Source organism: Gymnodinialimonas ulvae (genome assembly GCF_037543845.1).
GTDB lineage: Bacteria > Pseudomonadota > Alphaproteobacteria > Rhodobacterales > Rhodobacteraceae > Gymnodinialimonas > Gymnodinialimonas ulvae.
On sequence record NZ_JBBIFX010000001.1, the window covers coordinates 444,002 to 460,809 of the forward strand.

Annotated in this window: 15 protein-coding genes; 6 read left to right on the plus strand and 9 right to left on the minus strand. The window is 64.4% G+C overall.

Features of this window, described 5'->3' with window-relative positions; genetic code table 11:
* Positions 1–143: 143 nt before the first annotated feature.
* Complete coding sequence (gene rnd / locus V8J83_RS02170; RefSeq protein ID WP_339983015.1) at positions 144–1,304, plus strand: ribonuclease D; 1,161 nt, start codon at positions 144–146, stop codon at positions 1,302–1,304.
* A gap of 43 nt (positions 1,305–1,347) precedes the next feature.
* Here the strand turns inward: rnd and V8J83_RS02175 are convergent, their stop codons facing one another.
* Positions 1,348–1,794 carry a hypothetical protein gene (locus tag V8J83_RS02175; protein ID WP_339983017.1) on the minus strand — a complete coding sequence of 149 codons (447 nt, stop codon included), beginning with the start codon at positions 1,792–1,794 and terminating at the stop codon, positions 1,348–1,350.
* Positions 1,795–1,935: 141 nt separating this feature from the next.
* Between V8J83_RS02175 and V8J83_RS02180 the strand changes: the two genes are divergently transcribed.
* Positions 1,936–2,346, plus strand: a complete 411-nt coding sequence (locus tag V8J83_RS02180) for a SufE family protein (RefSeq protein ID WP_339983019.1) — start codon at positions 1,936–1,938, stop codon at positions 2,344–2,346.
* A 181-nt stretch (positions 2,347–2,527) separates the two neighbouring features.
* Here the strand turns inward: V8J83_RS02180 and gltA are convergent, their stop codons facing one another.
* Positions 2,528–3,826 carry a citrate synthase gene (gene gltA / locus V8J83_RS02185; RefSeq protein WP_339983021.1) on the minus strand — a complete coding sequence of 433 codons (1,299 nt, stop codon included), beginning with the start codon at positions 3,824–3,826 and terminating at the stop codon, positions 2,528–2,530.
* Between the two features lie 81 nt (positions 3,827–3,907).
* Entirely contained in the window at positions 3,908–5,323 is a 1,416-nt protein-coding gene (gene gltX, locus V8J83_RS02190; RefSeq protein WP_339983023.1) for a glutamate--tRNA ligase, read from the minus strand.
* 110 nt (positions 5,324–5,433) lie between these two features.
* On the opposite strand from gltX, the gene V8J83_RS02195 reads away from it, so the two are divergent.
* From V8J83_RS02195 to V8J83_RS02205, 3 genes are all read left to right on the plus strand, one after another.
* Positions 5,434–7,584 carry a ComEC/Rec2 family competence protein gene (locus V8J83_RS02195; protein WP_339983025.1) on the plus strand — a complete coding sequence of 717 codons (2,151 nt, stop codon included), beginning with the start codon at positions 5,434–5,436 and terminating at the stop codon, positions 7,582–7,584.
* A gap of 76 nt (positions 7,585–7,660) precedes the next feature.
* Entirely contained in the window at positions 7,661–7,852 is a 192-nt protein-coding gene (locus V8J83_RS02200; RefSeq protein WP_339983028.1) for a DUF2256 domain-containing protein, read from the plus strand.
* 75 nt (positions 7,853–7,927) lie between these two features.
* Positions 7,928–10,066 carry a malate synthase G gene (locus V8J83_RS02205; protein WP_339983031.1) on the plus strand — a complete coding sequence of 713 codons (2,139 nt, stop codon included), beginning with the start codon at positions 7,928–7,930 and terminating at the stop codon, positions 10,064–10,066.
* 10 nt (positions 10,067–10,076) lie between these two features.
* Here V8J83_RS02205 and V8J83_RS02210 read toward each other — a convergent pair whose 3' ends face one another.
* Entirely contained in the window at positions 10,077–10,397 is a 321-nt protein-coding gene (locus tag V8J83_RS02210; protein WP_339983034.1) for a hypothetical protein, read from the minus strand.
* A gap of 169 nt (positions 10,398–10,566) precedes the next feature.
* Here V8J83_RS02210 and V8J83_RS02215 point away from each other — a divergent pair, with 169 nt between their 5' ends.
* The gene (locus tag V8J83_RS02215; protein WP_339983036.1) at positions 10,567–11,118 is read left to right on the plus strand and encodes a cytochrome b; all 552 of its coding nucleotides are present in this window, start codon (positions 10,567–10,569) and stop codon (positions 11,116–11,118) included.
* 223 nt (positions 11,119–11,341) lie between these two features.
* Here V8J83_RS02215 and V8J83_RS02220 read toward each other — a convergent pair whose 3' ends face one another.
* From V8J83_RS02220 to V8J83_RS02240, 5 genes are all read right to left on the minus strand, one after another.
* Positions 11,342–13,105, minus strand: a complete 1,764-nt coding sequence (locus V8J83_RS02220; RefSeq protein WP_339983038.1) for a putative bifunctional diguanylate cyclase/phosphodiesterase — start codon at positions 13,103–13,105, stop codon at positions 11,342–11,344.
* Positions 13,106–13,275: 170 nt separating this feature from the next.
* On the minus strand, positions 13,276–14,394 hold the full coding sequence (locus tag V8J83_RS02225; protein WP_339983040.1) for an SPFH domain-containing protein: 1,119 nt from the start codon (positions 14,392–14,394) through the stop codon (positions 13,276–13,278).
* A gap of 144 nt (positions 14,395–14,538) precedes the next feature.
* Complete coding sequence (locus V8J83_RS02230) at positions 14,539–15,189, minus strand: hypothetical protein (protein WP_339983042.1); 651 nt, start codon at positions 15,187–15,189, stop codon at positions 14,539–14,541.
* The gene (locus tag V8J83_RS02235; RefSeq protein WP_339983044.1) at positions 15,179–15,826 is read right to left on the minus strand and encodes a hypothetical protein; all 648 of its coding nucleotides are present in this window, start codon (positions 15,824–15,826) and stop codon (positions 15,179–15,181) included. Before V8J83_RS02235 ends, V8J83_RS02230 begins: the two co-directional genes overlap by 11 nt.
* Positions 15,827–15,858: 32 nt before the next feature.
* Positions 15,859–16,794, minus strand: a complete 936-nt coding sequence (locus V8J83_RS02240; protein ID WP_339983047.1) for a DUF2927 domain-containing protein — start codon at positions 16,792–16,794, stop codon at positions 15,859–15,861.
* Between the last annotated feature and the right edge of the window lie 14 nt (positions 16,795–16,808).

Sequence of the window (16,808 nt, forward strand, 5' to 3'; positions counted from 1 at the left end):
CGTTTGGGCGACCGAGAGGCACCGAAGGTCATGGGCGCGCCGCCACACTCGGGCGCACATCGCCGCCGCTCCCTTTCCTTCACCGCGAACCTCCTTTATCAGGCTGCGATGGAACTTTTCCCAACAAGACGAACACCAAACCCGTGCCCACGACCCTGACCACCACCGCCGATCTTGCCGCCTTCTGCGCCCGTGCCGCAGATGTGCCGTATGTCACCGTCGACACCGAATTTCTGCGCGAGCGGACCTACTTCGCACAGCTCTGTCTGGTGCAGGTTGCGCTGCCCGGAGAGGATGAAAGCGACGCGGTTCTGATCGACCCGCTGGCGGATGGGATTTCCCTCGATCCGCTCTATGAGCTGTTCAAAAACCCAAATGTTGTCAAAGTCTTCCATGCCGCGCGGCAGGATCTTGAGATCTTCCATGTGGAAGGCGACGTGGTGCCCACACCGCTGTTTGATACGCAGGTTGCGGCGATGGTGTGCGGCTTTGGGGATCAGGTCGGATACGAGACGCTGGTGCGCAAGATCGCAAAGGCGTCGCTGGATAAATCGAGCCGGTTTACCGATTGGTCGCGTCGTCCGTTGAGTGATGCGCAGAAGACCTATGCGATCGCGGATGTCACGCATTTGCGGCAGATTTACGAGCATTTGTCCGCCGAACTGGCGAAGACCGGGCGCACGCATTGGCTTGAGGAAGAATTGGCGCAGCTGACCGATGCGGGCAATTACGTGGTTCGGCCGGAGGAGGCGTGGCGGCGCCTCAAGCTGCGTTCGAACTCGGGACGGATGGTTGCGATTGCGCGCGAATTGGCGGCGTTTCGCGAGACCTACGCGCAGGAACGCAACATTCCGCGCAACCGGGTTCTGAAGGATGACGCCTTGATGGAGCTTGCGGGAACAAAGCCCAAGTCCTTGAGCGATTTAGGAAAATCGCGCCTGCTTTTGCGCGATGCGCGCAAGGGGGCGATTGCCGAAGGGCTGATCGAGGCGGTGGCGCGGGGGCTGGCGGTGCCCAATTCCGAGGTGCCGAAACCGACGCAGGGTAAGGATCGCTCAAACCTCAACCCGGCGCTGGCGGATTTGTTGCGCGTGCTGCTGAAGGCCAAGGCGGAGGCGGCGGGGGTGGCTCCGAAATTGATCGCGTCGTCCAGTGATCTGGATGATATCGCGTCCGGCCATATCGAAGGCGTTTGGTCGTCGGGGTGGCGGCACGAGGTGTTTGGATCGGATGCGGAACGGCTTCTGAACGGAGAGGTTGCCTTGTCGGCCAAGGGGCAGAAGGTCAGGATTGTGAAGCTCTGACATCCTTTGGTTGCAGACGTCTACGCGCCGAAGTTCACGTCATTTATCGCGATACCGTGCGCCGGTTCTGGGCGGCTATGACGGTGATCGACCGGATCCCGGCAAGTTCTCCATTCGTCAGGGTCACGCCCGCAGTTATGGTCTGCACGCCCGGGAGCGGGGCACCGGTGGGGGCGGCGGCGCGAAAGTCGAAGAAAAGCTGACCATCTTCGGCCTCGGCCAGCACCAATTCAGCGGCGAAATAGCCCTGTGCGGGCGTCACGCCGGTGGCGCGCAGAATCGCGCCGGAGGTGGTCGCTTCAATGGAAAGTTGCGTGATTTCAGTGACTAAGCTACGCGGGTCGGTGGGCGTTCCGCCGGCGGCATCGGGGTCGACGCGGACCCGTTCCTCGCGGTCGCCACTGAACCAGTTGAGCGGGTTCAAACGGCTGTTGCCGCAGGCCGCGACGGTGAGGCACAAGGAGAACACGAGCAGGGCGCGCAGAAGCATCTGATGACCTTTCGGACTTCAATCACACCATGGCCTACCGGATCACGCGCAGGTTGGGAAGTCTCGCCCACACCCACGCCCCTTTACCTTGCCCGGTGCAGCCCCTAGGTCACGGGGGACACAGCCCGCAGGAGCAAAGATATGGCCAGCGAAGCCTTTGAAGAAATCGCGGAAACCTTTGAATTCCTTGATGATTGGGAAGAGCGCTACCGTCATGTCATCGAATTGGGCAAGGCGATGGACCCATTGGATGAGGCGGTCAAAGTGTCCGCCACCAAGGTCGATGGCTGCGCCAGCCAGGTGTGGATTTTGCCCCGGATCAAAGGCGAAACCTTTGATTTTCAAGGCGACAGCGACGCCATTATCGTGCGCGGTCTGATCGCGGTTTTGCACGCGCTATATGGCGGTTTGAGCCATGCGGACGTGCTGGAGGTGGACGCACCGGCGGAATTGGGGCGCCTGGGCCTTGATGAGCACCTGTCCTCGCAACGCTCGAACGGGGTGCGGGCAATGGTGGAGCGGATCCGGTTGCTGGCCGCGGAAGCGGCGTGAGCTTCGTTCAGCGAAACGGATATGCATGCATCTGAACGGGATGATTCCGGAAACCTGCGTTCTCGTGAGCCGGGCTCGAGCGGCGCGCAAACATGAAAACGGCCGCCCGGTGGCGGGGCGGCCGTTTTGCGTTTCTTCGGGACCTTGATCAGCGCGCGACCAGGGCCCGGTTAGCGCAAGATCAGCGGTTTTCGATCGGGACGTAGTCGCGCATCGTCTCGCCCATGTAGAGCTGCCGCGGGCGGCCGATCTTGAGGGCGGGATCGGCGAGTTGTTCCTTCCACTGCGAAATCCAGCCAACGGTCCGCGACAGCGCGAAGATCGGGGTGAACATCGAGGTGGGGAAGCCCATCGCCTCCAGAATGATGCCGGAATAGAAATCGACATTCGGGAACAGTTTCTTGTCCGAGAAATACGGATCGTCGAGGGCGGCCTTTTCGAGCGCCTTGGCGACCTGAAGCTTTGGATTGTTCTCTACGCCCAGAAGGTTGAGCACCTCGTCCGCGGATTTCTTCATCACCGTCGCGCGGGGATCGAAGTTCTTGTAGACGCGGTGGCCGAAGCCCATCAGGCGGTAATCGTCGTTCTTGTCCTTGGCGCGGGCGATAAACTCGGGGATCCGGTCAACGGTCCCGATCTCTTCGAGCATCTCAAGGCAGGCCTGGTTCGCGCCGCCATGGGCCGGACCCCAGAGACAGGCGATGCCGGCCGCGATGCAGGCAAAAGGGTTTGCACCGGAGGACGAGGCGAGGCGCACCGTCGAGGTCGAGGCGTTTTGTTCGTGGTCGGCATGAAGCGTGAAAATGCGATCCATCGCGGTCTCAAGGATCGGATCGACAACGTATTCCTCGGCCGGAACCGCAAAGCACATGCGCAGGAAGTTTGCCGCATAGGACATGTCGTTGCGCGGATACACGAACGGTTGCCCGATGGTGTATTTGTAGGCCCAGGCCGCGATGGTTGGCATCTTGGCGATCAGGCGGTGGGAGGCAATCTCGCGCTGGCGTTCATCGTTGATGTCGGTGCTGTCGTGGTAGAAGGCCGACATTGCGCCGACCACGCCGACCATGACGGCCATGGGGTGCGCGTCGCGGCGGAAGCCCCGGAAGAAGTTCGCCATCTGCTCGTGGAGCATGGTGTGGCGGGTGATGGTGTATTCGAATGTCTCGAGCTCATCCTTGGACGGCAGGTAGCCATAAAGCAGCAGGAAGCAAACTTCGAGGTAATGGGATTGCTCGGCGAGTTGGTCGATCGGATAGCCGCGGTGCAGAAGCTCGCCCTTGCCGCCGTCGATGAAGGTGATCGACGATTCGCAGGCCGAGGTGGAGGTGAAGCCGGGGTCATGCGTGAACACGCCCGCCTGTCCGTAGAGCTTGCCGATGTTGAGCACATCGGGGCCTGCGGTGGGCGAATGCATCGGCAAATCGTAGGATGTGCCGTCAATCGTCAAGGTGGCGGTTCTGGTCTGATCTTCGGCCATGTTCGTCCCTTCAAGCAACTGGCGCACCGGCGGGATGCCGGTGGGGGGCGGGGGTGGATCACCCCCTGAGTGCCCCCCGCGTCAGGTGTCGAGGGAGGCCGCGTCTGTCAGTCGGGCGAGGGTTTCAGTCCGGCCCAAGACAAGCATCATATCGAACACGGAAGGGCTGACCGTCCGTCCCGACAGGGCCGCGCGCAGCGGTCCGGCAAGCTTGCCGAATTTCAACCCATGGGAGTCTGCGGTGGTGTTCAGAACACCCTCCAGCGTGTCTCGGGACCAGCTAGCATTCTGCAACTGCGCAGTCAATTCAAACAGTATACCACGGGATACCGGATCGAGCGATGTCACGGCCTTTTCATCCAGCGTGAGCGGCCGGTTTTCCAGTACAAACCGAGCCTTATCGAGGATATCGGGCAGGTTTTTGGCCCGCTCCTTGAGGCAATACATCGCGGCCTCAAGGCCCTTTTGCTGCGTCTGCGAAAGGGCGGGTTGGTCGGTGAGGGCGAGAAAATCGGTGATCTGGCTAACCAGATCGGCATCGTCGGTGCGCGCGATGTGCCAGCCGGTGACATTGGCCAGTTTCTTCATGTCGAGGCGCGCAGGCGATTTGCCGATGCCCTCGAGGTCGAACCAGTCGCGGGCCTGGGCGTCGGTGAACAATTCGTCATCGCCATGGGACCAGCCGAGCCGGGCGAGGTAGTTGCGCATCGCCGCCGCCGGGATGCCCATCTCGGCATATTCCATCACGCCCGTCGCGCCGTGGCGTTTGCTGAGTTTCTTGCCGTCCTCGCCGTGGATCAGCGGGATGTGGGCCCAAACCGGCTGCGGCCAGCCCATGGCATTGTAGATCTGGATCTGACGGGCGGCATTGTTGAGGTGGTCGTCGCCGCGAATGACGTGTGTGATGCCCATGTCGTGGTCGTCGACCACGACCGCGTGCATATAAGTGGGCGTGCCGTCGGAGCGCAGCAGGATCATGTCATCGAGCGTCGCGTTCTGGATCGTGACGTCGCCCTGCACCTGATCGGCGATGACGGTGGTGCCGTCGCGCGGCGCCCTGAGGCGGATCACATACGGCGCGTCGGGGTGGTCGGCCACGGGCGTATCGCGCCAGGGGCTGAGGAACAGCGTGCTGTCGCCGTTCGCGCGGGCGGCATCTCGAAAGGCCGCGATTTCGTCCTGCGTCGAGAAGCATTTGTAGGCGGTGCCGTCGGCCAGCATCTGCTCGGCGACTTCGCGATGGCGGGGGGCGCGTTCGAACTGGCTGACGGCTTCGCCATCATGGTCAAGAGCCAGCCAAGCCATGCCGTCGAGAATGGCCTGCGTCGCCTGCGCCGTGGAGCGGTCGCGGTCGGTGTCTTCGATCCGCAGCAGGAACTTGCCGCCATGTCGGCGCGCGAAGAGCCAGTTGAACAGCCCCGTGCGCGCGGTGCCGATATGCATCATGCCGGTCGGCGATGGCGCGATGCGGGTGACGATCTGAGCCTCTTGGGACATCGACAAACCTTTCCAGCGGGTGACGGAGATCCGGCACCGTTAACCATTCCTAAACCACGTTCATGGCAGGGTTCGCGGGTCAGTAAACCCGTTGCGGAGGGGCGACAAGGGTGAAGGCCAGCGCGGCCATCAGCGCGGTGAACGCGATCCAGCAAGGCCAGCGCGGGGCGCTGATGCCGTGGACGGCGGTGTGCCTTGGCATCGGGGTTGGCGTCTATTTCGCGTTGCCGATGGAGCCGGGGGTCGGGTTTTACGCGGGCACGGCGGCGGTCTTTGCGCTGGGCATCGGGCTGCTGGTGTGGCGGCGCGAGGGGCTTGGGCCGCTTGGCATTGCGCTGGCGCTGATGGCGGTGGGGCTTGGCGTTGCAGGCCTGCGCGCGCATCAGGTGGCCGGTCCGGTGATGGAATTTCGGTATTACGGCGCGATCGAGGGTCGGATCGTGGGCATCGACCGCTCGGCCAGTGATGCGATCCGGCTGACGCTGGACCGGGTGCGGCTGGACGATGTGCGCAATGTGCCGCGGCGCGTGCGGGTGTCGCTGCATGGCGAGCAGGTGTTCCTCGATCCGGTGCCGGGCGCGGTGGTGATGATGACCGGGCATCTCGGCCCCCCTGGCGGCGCGGCGGAGCCCGGCGGCTTCGATTTTCAGCGCCACGCGTGGTTTCAATCGCTGGGGGGGGTCGGCTACACCCGCGTCCCGGCACTTCTGCTGACCCCGCCGGAGCCCGGCGATCAGCGGCTGTTTTCGCTTCGGATGCGGATGTCGGCAGCGGTGCAGGCAGCGATCCCTGGCCAGCCCGGCGCCTTTGCCGCAGCGGTTCTGACCGGTGATCGGTCGGGGCTGGATCAGGGCCCGGTGCAGGACATGCGCGACAGCAACATCGCGCATCTGTTGGCGATTTCGGGCCTGCACATGGGGCTTTTGACGGGGTTTGTCTATTCCGCACTGCGCTTCGGACTGGCGTTGATCCCGGTGCTGGCGCTGCGTTATCCGATCCGAAAATGGGCGGCGGTGGGCGCGCTGGGGGCGGGGGCGTTCTACCTGGCGCTGTCGGGGGGCAACGTGGCGACGGAGCGCGCGTTCATCCAGGTCGCGGTGATGTTCACGGCGGTGCTGTTGGATCGGCGCGCGATCACCCTGCGCTCGGTCGCGATTGCCGCGATCATCGTGCTTTTGCACCGGCCCGAGACGCTTCTGTCGCCGGGATTTCAGATGTCCTTTGCCGCGACAACGGCGTTGGTTGCGGTGTTCAATGGCCTGCAGGGCGCGCCGTGGATGCGCAAATGGCCGGGGTGGGTGAAGGGCGTTTGGGCGTTGGTCGTATCATCGGTGGTCGCGGGGGGCGCGACGGCCCCGTTCGCGGCGGCGCATTTCAACCGGTTGGCGGTCTACGGCTTGATCGCGAACCTTCTGACGGTGCCGGTGATGGGGTCGGTGGTGATCCCGTTCTCGGTCCTGGCGCTGTTGCTGACGCCGTTCGGCCTGTCGTGGGTGGCGTTCTGGGTGATGGAGCGGGCGTTGGAATGGATCCTCGGCGTGGCGGCACGGGTCGCGGATTTGCCCGGAGCGGTGGACATGGTGGCGAGCCCGCCGGGGCTGGTGCTGGCGATGATTGCGTTGGGCGGCATTGGGCTGTGCCTGTGGAACGGGCGGGCGCGGTGGGCGATGCTGGCGCCGGTCGTGATCGCGTTCTGGATCTGGAGCGGGTCAGAGCGGCCCGCGGTGCTGATCTCGGAAAGCGGCGGGTTGGTGGGCCAGATGACCGAGGCGGGCCGAGCGTTGAGCCGCCCGCGCGGTGACGGGTTTGTCGCGCGGATCTGGCTGGAAAACGACGGAGATCTCGCGGATCAGGACGGGGCGGCCACGCGCGCGGGATGGGTGCCGGCGGGCGACGGACAAATGGTTGAGATCGGCGCGCAGACCCTGTGGCACGGGACGGGCCAGGCGGCGTCGCGCGCGGCGCTGGCGGCGTGTGAGGTGCATGACATCGTGGTGGTGAACACCTGGCCCGACGACCCGCCCGCGCCCCTTGTCGCGGCGGAGGCGGAGACGCTGGCGCGGTTGATGGCACCGGAAATCGGGCCCGGCATGCGCTTGGGCGCGGCCAATGCGCAGCCGCCGACGGATTGCCTGCTGCTCAGCCCGATGGTCCTGTCGCGGACAGGGGCGGTGGCGCTGTCGTCGGGGTCGGAAGGCCTGCGGCTGGACACCGCCCGCGCCCATCAGGGGCGGCGTCTGTGGTCGCCGCGGATGCGCTGAGCATGCCGAATTTTGGCCCCTGAAAATGCAAAAACCGCGCTCTGGTCGCGCGCGCCAATCCGCCTATCTTGCCCCCATGGCCAAGATGCGCAAGAAATCCGATCTCCCCCAGAAAGACTGCGCGACCTGTGGGCGTCCGTTCAGCTGGCGCAAGAAATGGGCGAAGGTTTGGGACGAGGTGCGCTATTGCTCGGACCGGTGCCGGGCGGAACGGCGATCGGATTGTGCGGAAAATCGCGGTGATGCCCCGGCGGAAACGCCGCGCTGAGGTCGGTTGCCTCCGGCCCGGTTTCGCCGTAATCCGCCAAGTATACCGGAGCATACTTTGAGAGGGGCGCAGGCCATGGCAGATCGGGTCGAGCGGAACGGATTGCAGGTCGCCACGGAGCTGGCAGAATTCATCGAGACGCGGGCCTTGCCCGGCACGGGCACCGAAGCCGACGCGTTCTGGGCCTCGTTTTCGGAGCTTCTGCACGATCTGGCCCCGAAAAACGCGGCCCTTCTGGACAAGCGCACGGGGCTGCAAAGCCAGATCGACGACTGGCATATCGCGCGTCGCGTTCAGCCCCACGACCCCGATGCCTACAAGGCCTTCCTCGAAGAGATCGGCTACCTGGTGCCTGAGGGCGATGCGTTCCATGTCGAGACGACAAAGATCGACCCCGAGATTGCCCATGTGGCGGGGCCGCAGCTGGTCGTGCCGATCACCAATGCGCGCTTTGCGCTGAATGCGGCGAATGCGCGATGGGGCAGCTTGTATGACGCGTTTTATGGCACCGATGCGATGGGCAGCCTGCCCGCGCCGGGCGGCTATGACCGGGGCCGTGGCGCGCGGGTCGTGGCGCGGGCGCGGGTGTTTCTGGACGAGGCGTTTCCGATTGTTGGCGCGTCCCATGCCGATGTGCGGCGATACTACGTAGATCAGGGCGCGTTGTTGATTGACGACAAGCCGCTGGCCGATCCGGCGCAATTCGCGGGCCATACCGGCCGCGCGAAAGCTCCCGACAGCGTGCTACTGGTCAACAACGGCCTGCATGTGGAGCTGGTGTTTGACCGCGCGCATCCGATTGGTGCGCGCGATCAGGCGGGGTTGGCCGATGTGCGGATGGAGGCGGCGGTCAGCGCGATCATGGATTGCGAGGACAGCGTGGCCTGCGTCGATGCCGAGGACAAGGTGCTGGCCTATGGCAATTGGCTGGGGCTGATGAAAGGCGATCTGGAGGAGACATTCCGCAAGGGCGAACGCGATGTGACGCGGCGCCTGGCCGAGGACCGGGTGTTTGTCGGGCCGAAGGGCGAAGAGGTGTCCGTGAAGGGTCGCGCGCTGATGCTGGTGCGCAATGTCGGGCATCTTATGACCAATCCCGCGATCCTGCTGCGCGACGGGGCGGAGGTCTTTGAGGGGCTGATGGATGCGATGATCACGGTACTGATCGCCAAGCATGACCTTGCGCGGGCGGGCGGCAACAGCGCGGCGGGCTCGGTTTATGTGGTGAAGCCGAAGATGCACGGGCCCGAGGAGGTGGCGTTCAGCGATGAGATCTTCACGCGCGTCGAGGCGGCGTTGGGGCTGGAGCAATACACGGTCAAGCTCGGGATCATGGATGAGGAGCGGCGCACGTCGGTGAACCTCAAGGCGTGTATCCGGGCCGCGAAACACCGGGTTGCGTTCATCAACACCGGGTTTCTCGACCGGACCGGCGACGAGATCCACACCTCGATGGAGGCCGGTCCGTTTAGCCGGAAGGATTTCATCAAGCGCAAGGGCTGGATCACGGCCTATGAGAACCAGAATGTGGATATCGGGCTGGAATGCGGGCTGCGCGGGCGCGCGCAGATCGGCAAAGGCATGTGGGCGAAACCCGATGCGATGGCCGAGATGATCGAGCAGAAGATCGAACATCCGCGCGCGGGCGCGAATTGCGCCTGGGTGCCGAGCCCGACGGCGGCGACGCTGCATGCGCTGCATTACCACAAGGTCGACGTGGCGGCGGTGCAGGCGCGGCTGGAAGCGGGCGGGCGGCGCGCTTATGTGACGGCGCTTCTGGATATTCCGCTGGCCGCGTATCGGCGCTGGACGCGGGAGCAGGTGATCCGCGAGGTGGAAAACAATGCGCAGGGCATCCTGGGCTATGTGGTGCGCTGGGTGAACCAGGGCGTGGGCTGCTCCAAGGTGCCTGATCTGAACGGTGTGGGGTTGATGGAGGACCGCGCGACCTGCCGGATTTCGGCGCAGCATATCGCGAATTGGCTGCACCACGGGGTGGTGAACGAGATCGAGGTCGGCGAGGTGTTCCGGCGGATGGCGGAGGTTGTGGATCAGCAGAACGCAGACGATCCGGCCTATCGCCCGATGGCACCGGGCTTCAACGGGATCGCTTATGCGGCGGCGCTTGATCTGGTGCTGAAGGGTCGGGCGCAGCCGTCGGGCTATACGGAACCGGTGCTGCATGGGCGGCGGTTGGAGTGGAAGGCGGCGTGACGCACGCGGATCACGGCGGCGTGGTGTAGCCGTCCTCGATACGGCGCATCCGGTCGATGGCCTGGCGCAGGCGGGACAGCGCGTGCGGCGGGCAATCCGCATCGGTCGCGACATGCACGGTCGCGTGTCGCGGCGCGGGCGGGTTGAGGCGGGCGCTTTCATCGAGATAGGTGTCGAGTGCCGTTTCAAGCACCGCGGAGGTTGCAGCGAAGCGATGTTCGTGGAGCGCCTCGCACAGATGGTAAAGCAGATCGAAGGCACGGTCGGCGGTGACCAGATCGCTGACCTGCGCCTGTGTCCGGCTGAATTGCACCGGGTCCAATTGCTGCATTTCGGGGCCTTTGCGCTGTGGGGTCGGGGCTTTGGTGACAGGCTTGCGTTGAGGAATGATGAAGATGTGATGGCTTGCGCGGGTATAGGGCGCACTTTCTTCTGGAATCTGCGCCGCCTTCGGACCAGCATGGCTTGATGTGCCGCACGGGCCGCAGGAGACCACCAAGATGCCCCTGACCAATTCCGCCGCAGGTTATGGTAGCCTGACCAAACTGTTTCACTGGCTGATCGTGATCCTGTTCGCCACGCAATATCTCGGCGGCAACATCATGGTGGCCATCGGGTTCAATTCGAGTTTCGCCGGGATCGAAACGAATACCTATTACAATTGGCACAAATCGCTGGGCCTGGTGGCGCTGGTGGTGGCCGTGCTGCGGATCATCAACCGGCGGGTGGGCGAGCTGCCGCCATGGGCGCCGACGCTGTCGACGTTTGAACAGGCGCTGATCCACCGGGTCGAGCAGGTGTTTTACGCGGCGATGCTGATCATGCCGATCACGGGATGGTTTTACGTCATGTACGGCCATTACGGTGTGAACCTGTTCGGGATCTGGGAGATGCCGCGGCCGTTGCCGCGCGATGATACGCTGCGTGACGTGTTCAAATGGGCGCATATCGTGGCGGGGTGGATCCTTCTGGCGGCGATGGTGACGCATATAGGGCTGGTGCTGCGCCATCAGATTTTCAAGAAAGACGGGCTTCTGAAACGGATGATGTGAGGCTGTGCACGTGTGCACAAAGGGGTCAATTATCTGATTTTATGACATAAAGTGATTATAGTATAAGAATGAATAAGGCCTGTTGGGCACGGCTCCGGGCTTTTTTGTAATGCGCCCTCCGGCATTGGTTTTTCAAGGGCGCGCGCTCCGGCGTTACCTTTTTACAAGCGCGGGCTCTGGCATTTTTATTTTATGAGTGCGCGCCTCTGGCTTTGCGTTTTTATCAGCGCCCCTCTGGTGCGGCTCCGGAACGGCGCAAAAGCGCGCTGAAATCACTGGCCGGCATCGGGCGTTGCAGCGCGTAGCCTTGAAGAACATCGCAATCGAGATAGCGCGTCGCGGCCAGAAGCATGCCGTTTTCGAGGCCTTCGATCACGGTGCGCGCGCCTTCGAGCCGGGCAATCCGGCACAGCGCGCGCAGCGTCATGATCTGGCGCGGGTTTTCTTCGAGGGGCAACACGAGGCTGCGGTCGATCTTGGCGATATGCGGCTTGAGGGCTTGCAGGGCGATGACGGAGGAATGGCCGGAGCCGAAATCATCGAGGTCGATGCGAATGCCAAGCTCGCGCAGCGCGTCGAGATTGGCTGTGGTCGTGGCGTCGACCTTGTCGATGAACGAGGTCTCCAGCAATTCGACGGCGACCTTGTGCTGCGGGCCGAGGACGAGGCGGATCGTGTCGATGAACTCCGGGCGGGCGAGGCGTTCGGCGGAGGTGTTGACGGCGATGGTGGGGTAATCGATCCCGTCCGCGCGCCATCTGTTCTGCTGCGAGGCGACCATGTGCAGCACGCGATTGTCGATCTCGTCGAGCAATTTCAGGTCCGAGGCATCGCCCAGGAATGCCGCGGGCGAGAGCAGGCCGCGCTGCGGGCACATCCAGCGCACCAGCGCCTCCGCCCCGACGACCCCGAGCGATTGGGCATCGAATTGCGGCTGATACCAGCAGACAAACTCGTCATTGGTGAGCGCGTTGAGCAGGTCGCGCCGGACGTTGGTGGCATCGGCGGGTTTGGAGGCGAGGCTGTCGGAATAGGCGCGATAGCCGCTGCGCCCATTGCGCTTGACCTCATAGAGGGCGGTGTCGGCCTCGGCGAATACGGCAGACGGATTGTCGGGCGGGCCGGTGCCGATGGCGTAGCCGATGCTGGCCCCGACGAAGCATTCCTCCCCCTCGAACTCCATGGGCGAGCCGATGCGGAACACCAGCGCCTCGCATAGCGCATCGAGATCGTCCTGCGCGGGCGCGGTGGGGAAGAAGATGGCAAATTCATCGCCGCCCGCGCGGAACGCGGTGCCGCGCGGCGCGGGACAGGCGAGTGCGTCGAGCGTCGAGCGCAGGATTTCACCGACGTTGGAGAGGATGAAATCGCCTGCAAGGTGGCCGAGAGAATCGTTCACCTCCTTGAAATGGTCGAGGTCGAGCAGGATCAGGCAGAACTGGTCACGCTCTGTCATCAGGGCGAAGGCGTCGATCATCGCCTCGTCCAGCGCGCGGCGGTTGCCGAGCCGGGTCAGAGCATCATGGCGGGCGTCATGTTTGAGCTGCGCCTGCGCCTTGCGCAATTCCTCGGAACGCAGGTAATCGTCGGTGACATCGATGTTGACGCCGACCAGCCGGCTTTTGCCCCCGGGGACCGTCAGGGTGCGCGCGAGGCTGCGGATGTGGCGCACCGCGCCGTCTTCGCGGATGATCCGGTAATCGTGCTGGAAGTCCCTGTTTTCGCGGCGACATTTATCGGCATAAGCGACCATGTCGGTGACATCGTCAGGGTGGATGTGGCGTTCCCAGAAATCATCGGGGCGGTTGTTGAGCCCATCGGTGATGCCGTAGATTTCGAGCATCCGGTCGTCCCAATGGACGCTGTTGGTGCGCTCGTCATATTCCCACACACCCATGCGCGAGGCCGCGACGGCAAGCTGCAGCTTGCTGACAACCTCAAGGAGGTTGTCATTGTCGGACAGGTGTATCTCGTCGACATGTTTCATGGGGGGGCGGTTGTCGTTCAGGGGCTTGGTTCCTGCGGAACGGCTGCGGTTGGGTTTCCTCCCAGGACTAACCTCAAAAACTCAGCGTTCGGTAAACATCTTCTCTTCAAGTCTTCGAAGAGGGCGAAAAAAAGGCCCCACCCGGATCGGGTGAGGCCGTGAAGCGCCGATCAGGGTGCGGGGGGCGGCGGTGGCGGTGGCATGACGGTGAACAATTGCGCCAGCTCGGTCACATCGCCCGCCTGCATCCACCCGTCCTGCCCGGCGGTCCACACCATGGTGTCGCGCGCGAGCGCCCCGTCGGCGACCATGCGACCCATATCGGCCTTGGAGAAGGGGCCTTTGGTCTGCCCGTTCTCGGCCACGTGCCAGACGTGTTCGACGGGCGGGGGCGGCGGGGCGGCATGGGCGGCCTGGTGCGGTTGCTGATGACCCATGTGCATGTTGTTGGCCATCTGGTTGGCCATCGCCATACCCATGCCCATGCCAAGCCCTTCGCCCATGCCCGAGCCGGGCGTGGAGGCTGCGGCGGCCATGGCTTCGGCCGTCTGGAACTGCGTGTAGCGGTTCAGATCGCCGACGACGCCCATTGAGGTGCGCTTGTCGAGCGCCTCTTCGACCGCGGGCGGCAGGGAGACATTTTCGATATAGAGTTCCGGCAGCGTGAGGCCGTAGGAGCCGATGGTGTCGGAGATCCGTTCGGCCACAAGATCCCCGAGCTGCCCGGTGTTGGCGGCCATGTCGAGCACCGGGATGCCGGAGCCTGCCATCGCCTGGCTGAATTGCTGCACGATGATGTTGCGGATCTGGAACGTGACCTCGTCGGTGGTGAATTCACCGTCGGTGCCGACGATCTCGGTCATGAAGAGGCCCGCGTCCTTTACCTTAACGGTATAGGTGCCGAAGGCGCGCACGCGGGTGGGCCCGAAATCAGAATCGCGGATCATGATCGGGTTCTTCGTGCCCCACTTCAGGTCGGTGAAGCGGTTGGTATTGACGAAGTAGATCTCGGATTTGAATGGCGAGTTGAAGCCATGATCCCAATGCTGCAACGAGGTCATGATCGGCATGTTGTTGGTCTCGAGCATGTAGAGACCGGGGGTGAAGACATCCGCGAGCTGGCCTTCGTGGATGAACACCGCCACCTGACCTTCGCGCACCGTCAGCTTGGCGCCGTATTTGATCTCGTGGCCGTAGCGCTCGAAGCGGTAGACCATGGTGTCGCGGGTGTCATCGGTCCATTCGATGACGTCGATGAACTGGCCTTTGAGAAAATCCATTATGGGCATGGCGGTCGCGGTCCCCCTGCTAGAAGTGCGTCTGTTTTCAGGAAACATATAGGGATGCGATGCGTGCCGCCACAGGTTTGTGAGCAGGGGGAAACCCGGAGCGTCTTTCACCGGACGCCCGGTTCGGTCCGGGCGCGGACAGGGTCAGGAGACTGGCGCGCCACAGGGCGGCAGGTCGGGGCCGTTGCGGATATCGAGCCCGAAGAGCCCCGCCAATGCAGCCAGCCCGCCATCGGCATCGTAGAAGGCGAACAGCGGGAACTCGCCCTCGAACTGGACGGCGGCGGCCGGGAAACGCGTGTTGTCCGGCAGGGTGACGAAGGCCGCGTGGTCAGGCCCGAGTGGATTGCCGGTAAGCTGCGCGGGGTCCGCGCCGGTCCGGGCGATGGAAGCCCCGTAGGCAGAGAGCGCATCGGCGTCTGCGGCAGTCATGAAAGCCGCGTAACCGGTGTCGAGGGGGAAGGTCCCGACCACTTCAGCGCATTGGACGGGCGCGTCCGAGAACACCAGCGCCAGGAGGGCATGGGCGCCGGTTTCCGGCGTCTGGCGTGTGAGAGCATAGGGGGTGGTGTGCGGGACGGGGATGCCGGTGGCGGCGACATCGGGCCGAAGGAAGAGGTCCGATGGTGCGACGCGGTCGCCCTCCATCACCCATTGGCCAAGGGGGATACCGTTGGGGCCGGTCAGGCCGAGGAGCGTCCCGATGTCCTGTGCCGATACGGGGCCGCAAAGGGTTGCGGTCGCGAGGGCGGCAATGACGCGCGCGCAGGCGCGCGTGGGGGCGTCATCCTGCAAGGTCTGTGCAGGGTTCGGGCAGGAGCCAATCGTCCGTGCCGGCGATGAACTGGGTGTAGAGGGCGACCATGTTGCCCTGGGCATCGTGGAGGCTGACGACCGGATAGCCGCCATCGCCCCAGCCGGAGCCCGAGACCGGGAAGCGCGCGCCGGAGGGCAGTTCGGCGATGAAGGGAATGGTTGGGACCGCCGCGTCGAGTTGCGCGGCATAGGTGCCGTGGTAGGGGCCGCTGGAGGGGTCGGCATAGGCGTCGACCGCGCGGACATCGGAGGGGGTCAGGAACCCGGCGAGGCCGGTGTCCACACCGATGGTGGTAAGGTCGTAACCGCAGGCCACGGGCGCGTTGGACCAGATCAGTGCCATAAGCGCGGCGCGGCCCTGAGTGCGCTCCAGAAGGCCGATCAGGCGGGCGGGGGCATCGGGCACGGATAGCGCCGCGTCCCCGGTCGCCCACAGGGTCAGCGGATCGGTGGCGTAAAGCTGCCCGCCGCGCGGATGCCACATCTCGGAGACATGAAGCTCTGTCGGCAGGCCGATCTCCTGGCGCAGCCAATTGGTGGCGTCTTGCGCGGCGGCGGGCGTGCCGAGGGCCGCGAGGACGACCGCGAGACGGAGAAGGGGGCGGAGGTGTGCCATGTGTCGTATCCTGCGGCGTATCATGCGGTCCTTCAAGACGGCCCGCCCAGAAGCTCTTCGGCCAGCGCCGTGATCGTGCCGGGTGCCTCGTCGGGGGCCAGGCCGAGGGGCAGGCGGTCGTCGTAGAGCATTTGCAGCAGCAGCTCGTCATGGCGGGTCAGAAGGGCGAATTCCTCGTCGTCGTTGAAGATCGAGGGCCGCGCCGCGGGGCTGTCGTTGGGCAGGCCAAGGCCCTGCGCCACCTCTTCATGCACGCAGGAGCGGCGCAGAAGGTCGGGGTGTTCGTCGCGGATCACGGCGATCGCGGCGACATAGGTGCTGCTGCCCGGTTCGTTGAACGCGTAGACCGAGCAGAAGGTGAAGCGGCCCAGGTTTTCGATCTCGCGCACGGTCGCATCCGAGATGCCCGGCACCAGCTCGCGCAGCAGCGGGCCGGAGCTCGCCAGCGCGTCGGTGCTCATGTAGAGGACGTGGAAATTGCCGACGGTGTTGACGCTGCGCACCGGGTGGCCGGTGGCCCGCGCCAGCCGCGTGGCATAGGTCGAAAGGACCGAGCGGTCTTCGGCGCGTTGGGTGTCATCGACGCTGGGCCCGAAATGGGCCTGCAGGCGCACCGGCGCGGACCAGCGGCGCAGGCGCGCGGGCGTCTGGCGTTCGACGAAGCGGCCATTTTCGAACGTATATTCGTCGTAAAGCGCAATGCGTTCGAAATTCGCGGCCAGTTGGCGGGCGGAGAACGGGGTGTCCGGGCCGCCGCCGTCGGTGCGCAACAGGCCGTTGGCGATCAGCTGCGCCTGCACCGATTGGTAGTAATTGCGAAAGGCGATGCTTTCGGCGGAGGGCTCGGGCGGCGGGAGGTCTTCGCGGATCTCGGGGCGCGGCGAGGTGTCGGGTGCAACGGTGACGCAGGCGCCGAGCGCCAGTGCGGCGGCAAGGCTGGGGAGGGCCCGGAGGCGTGCGATATGCATCTGGGCCCTCCCGT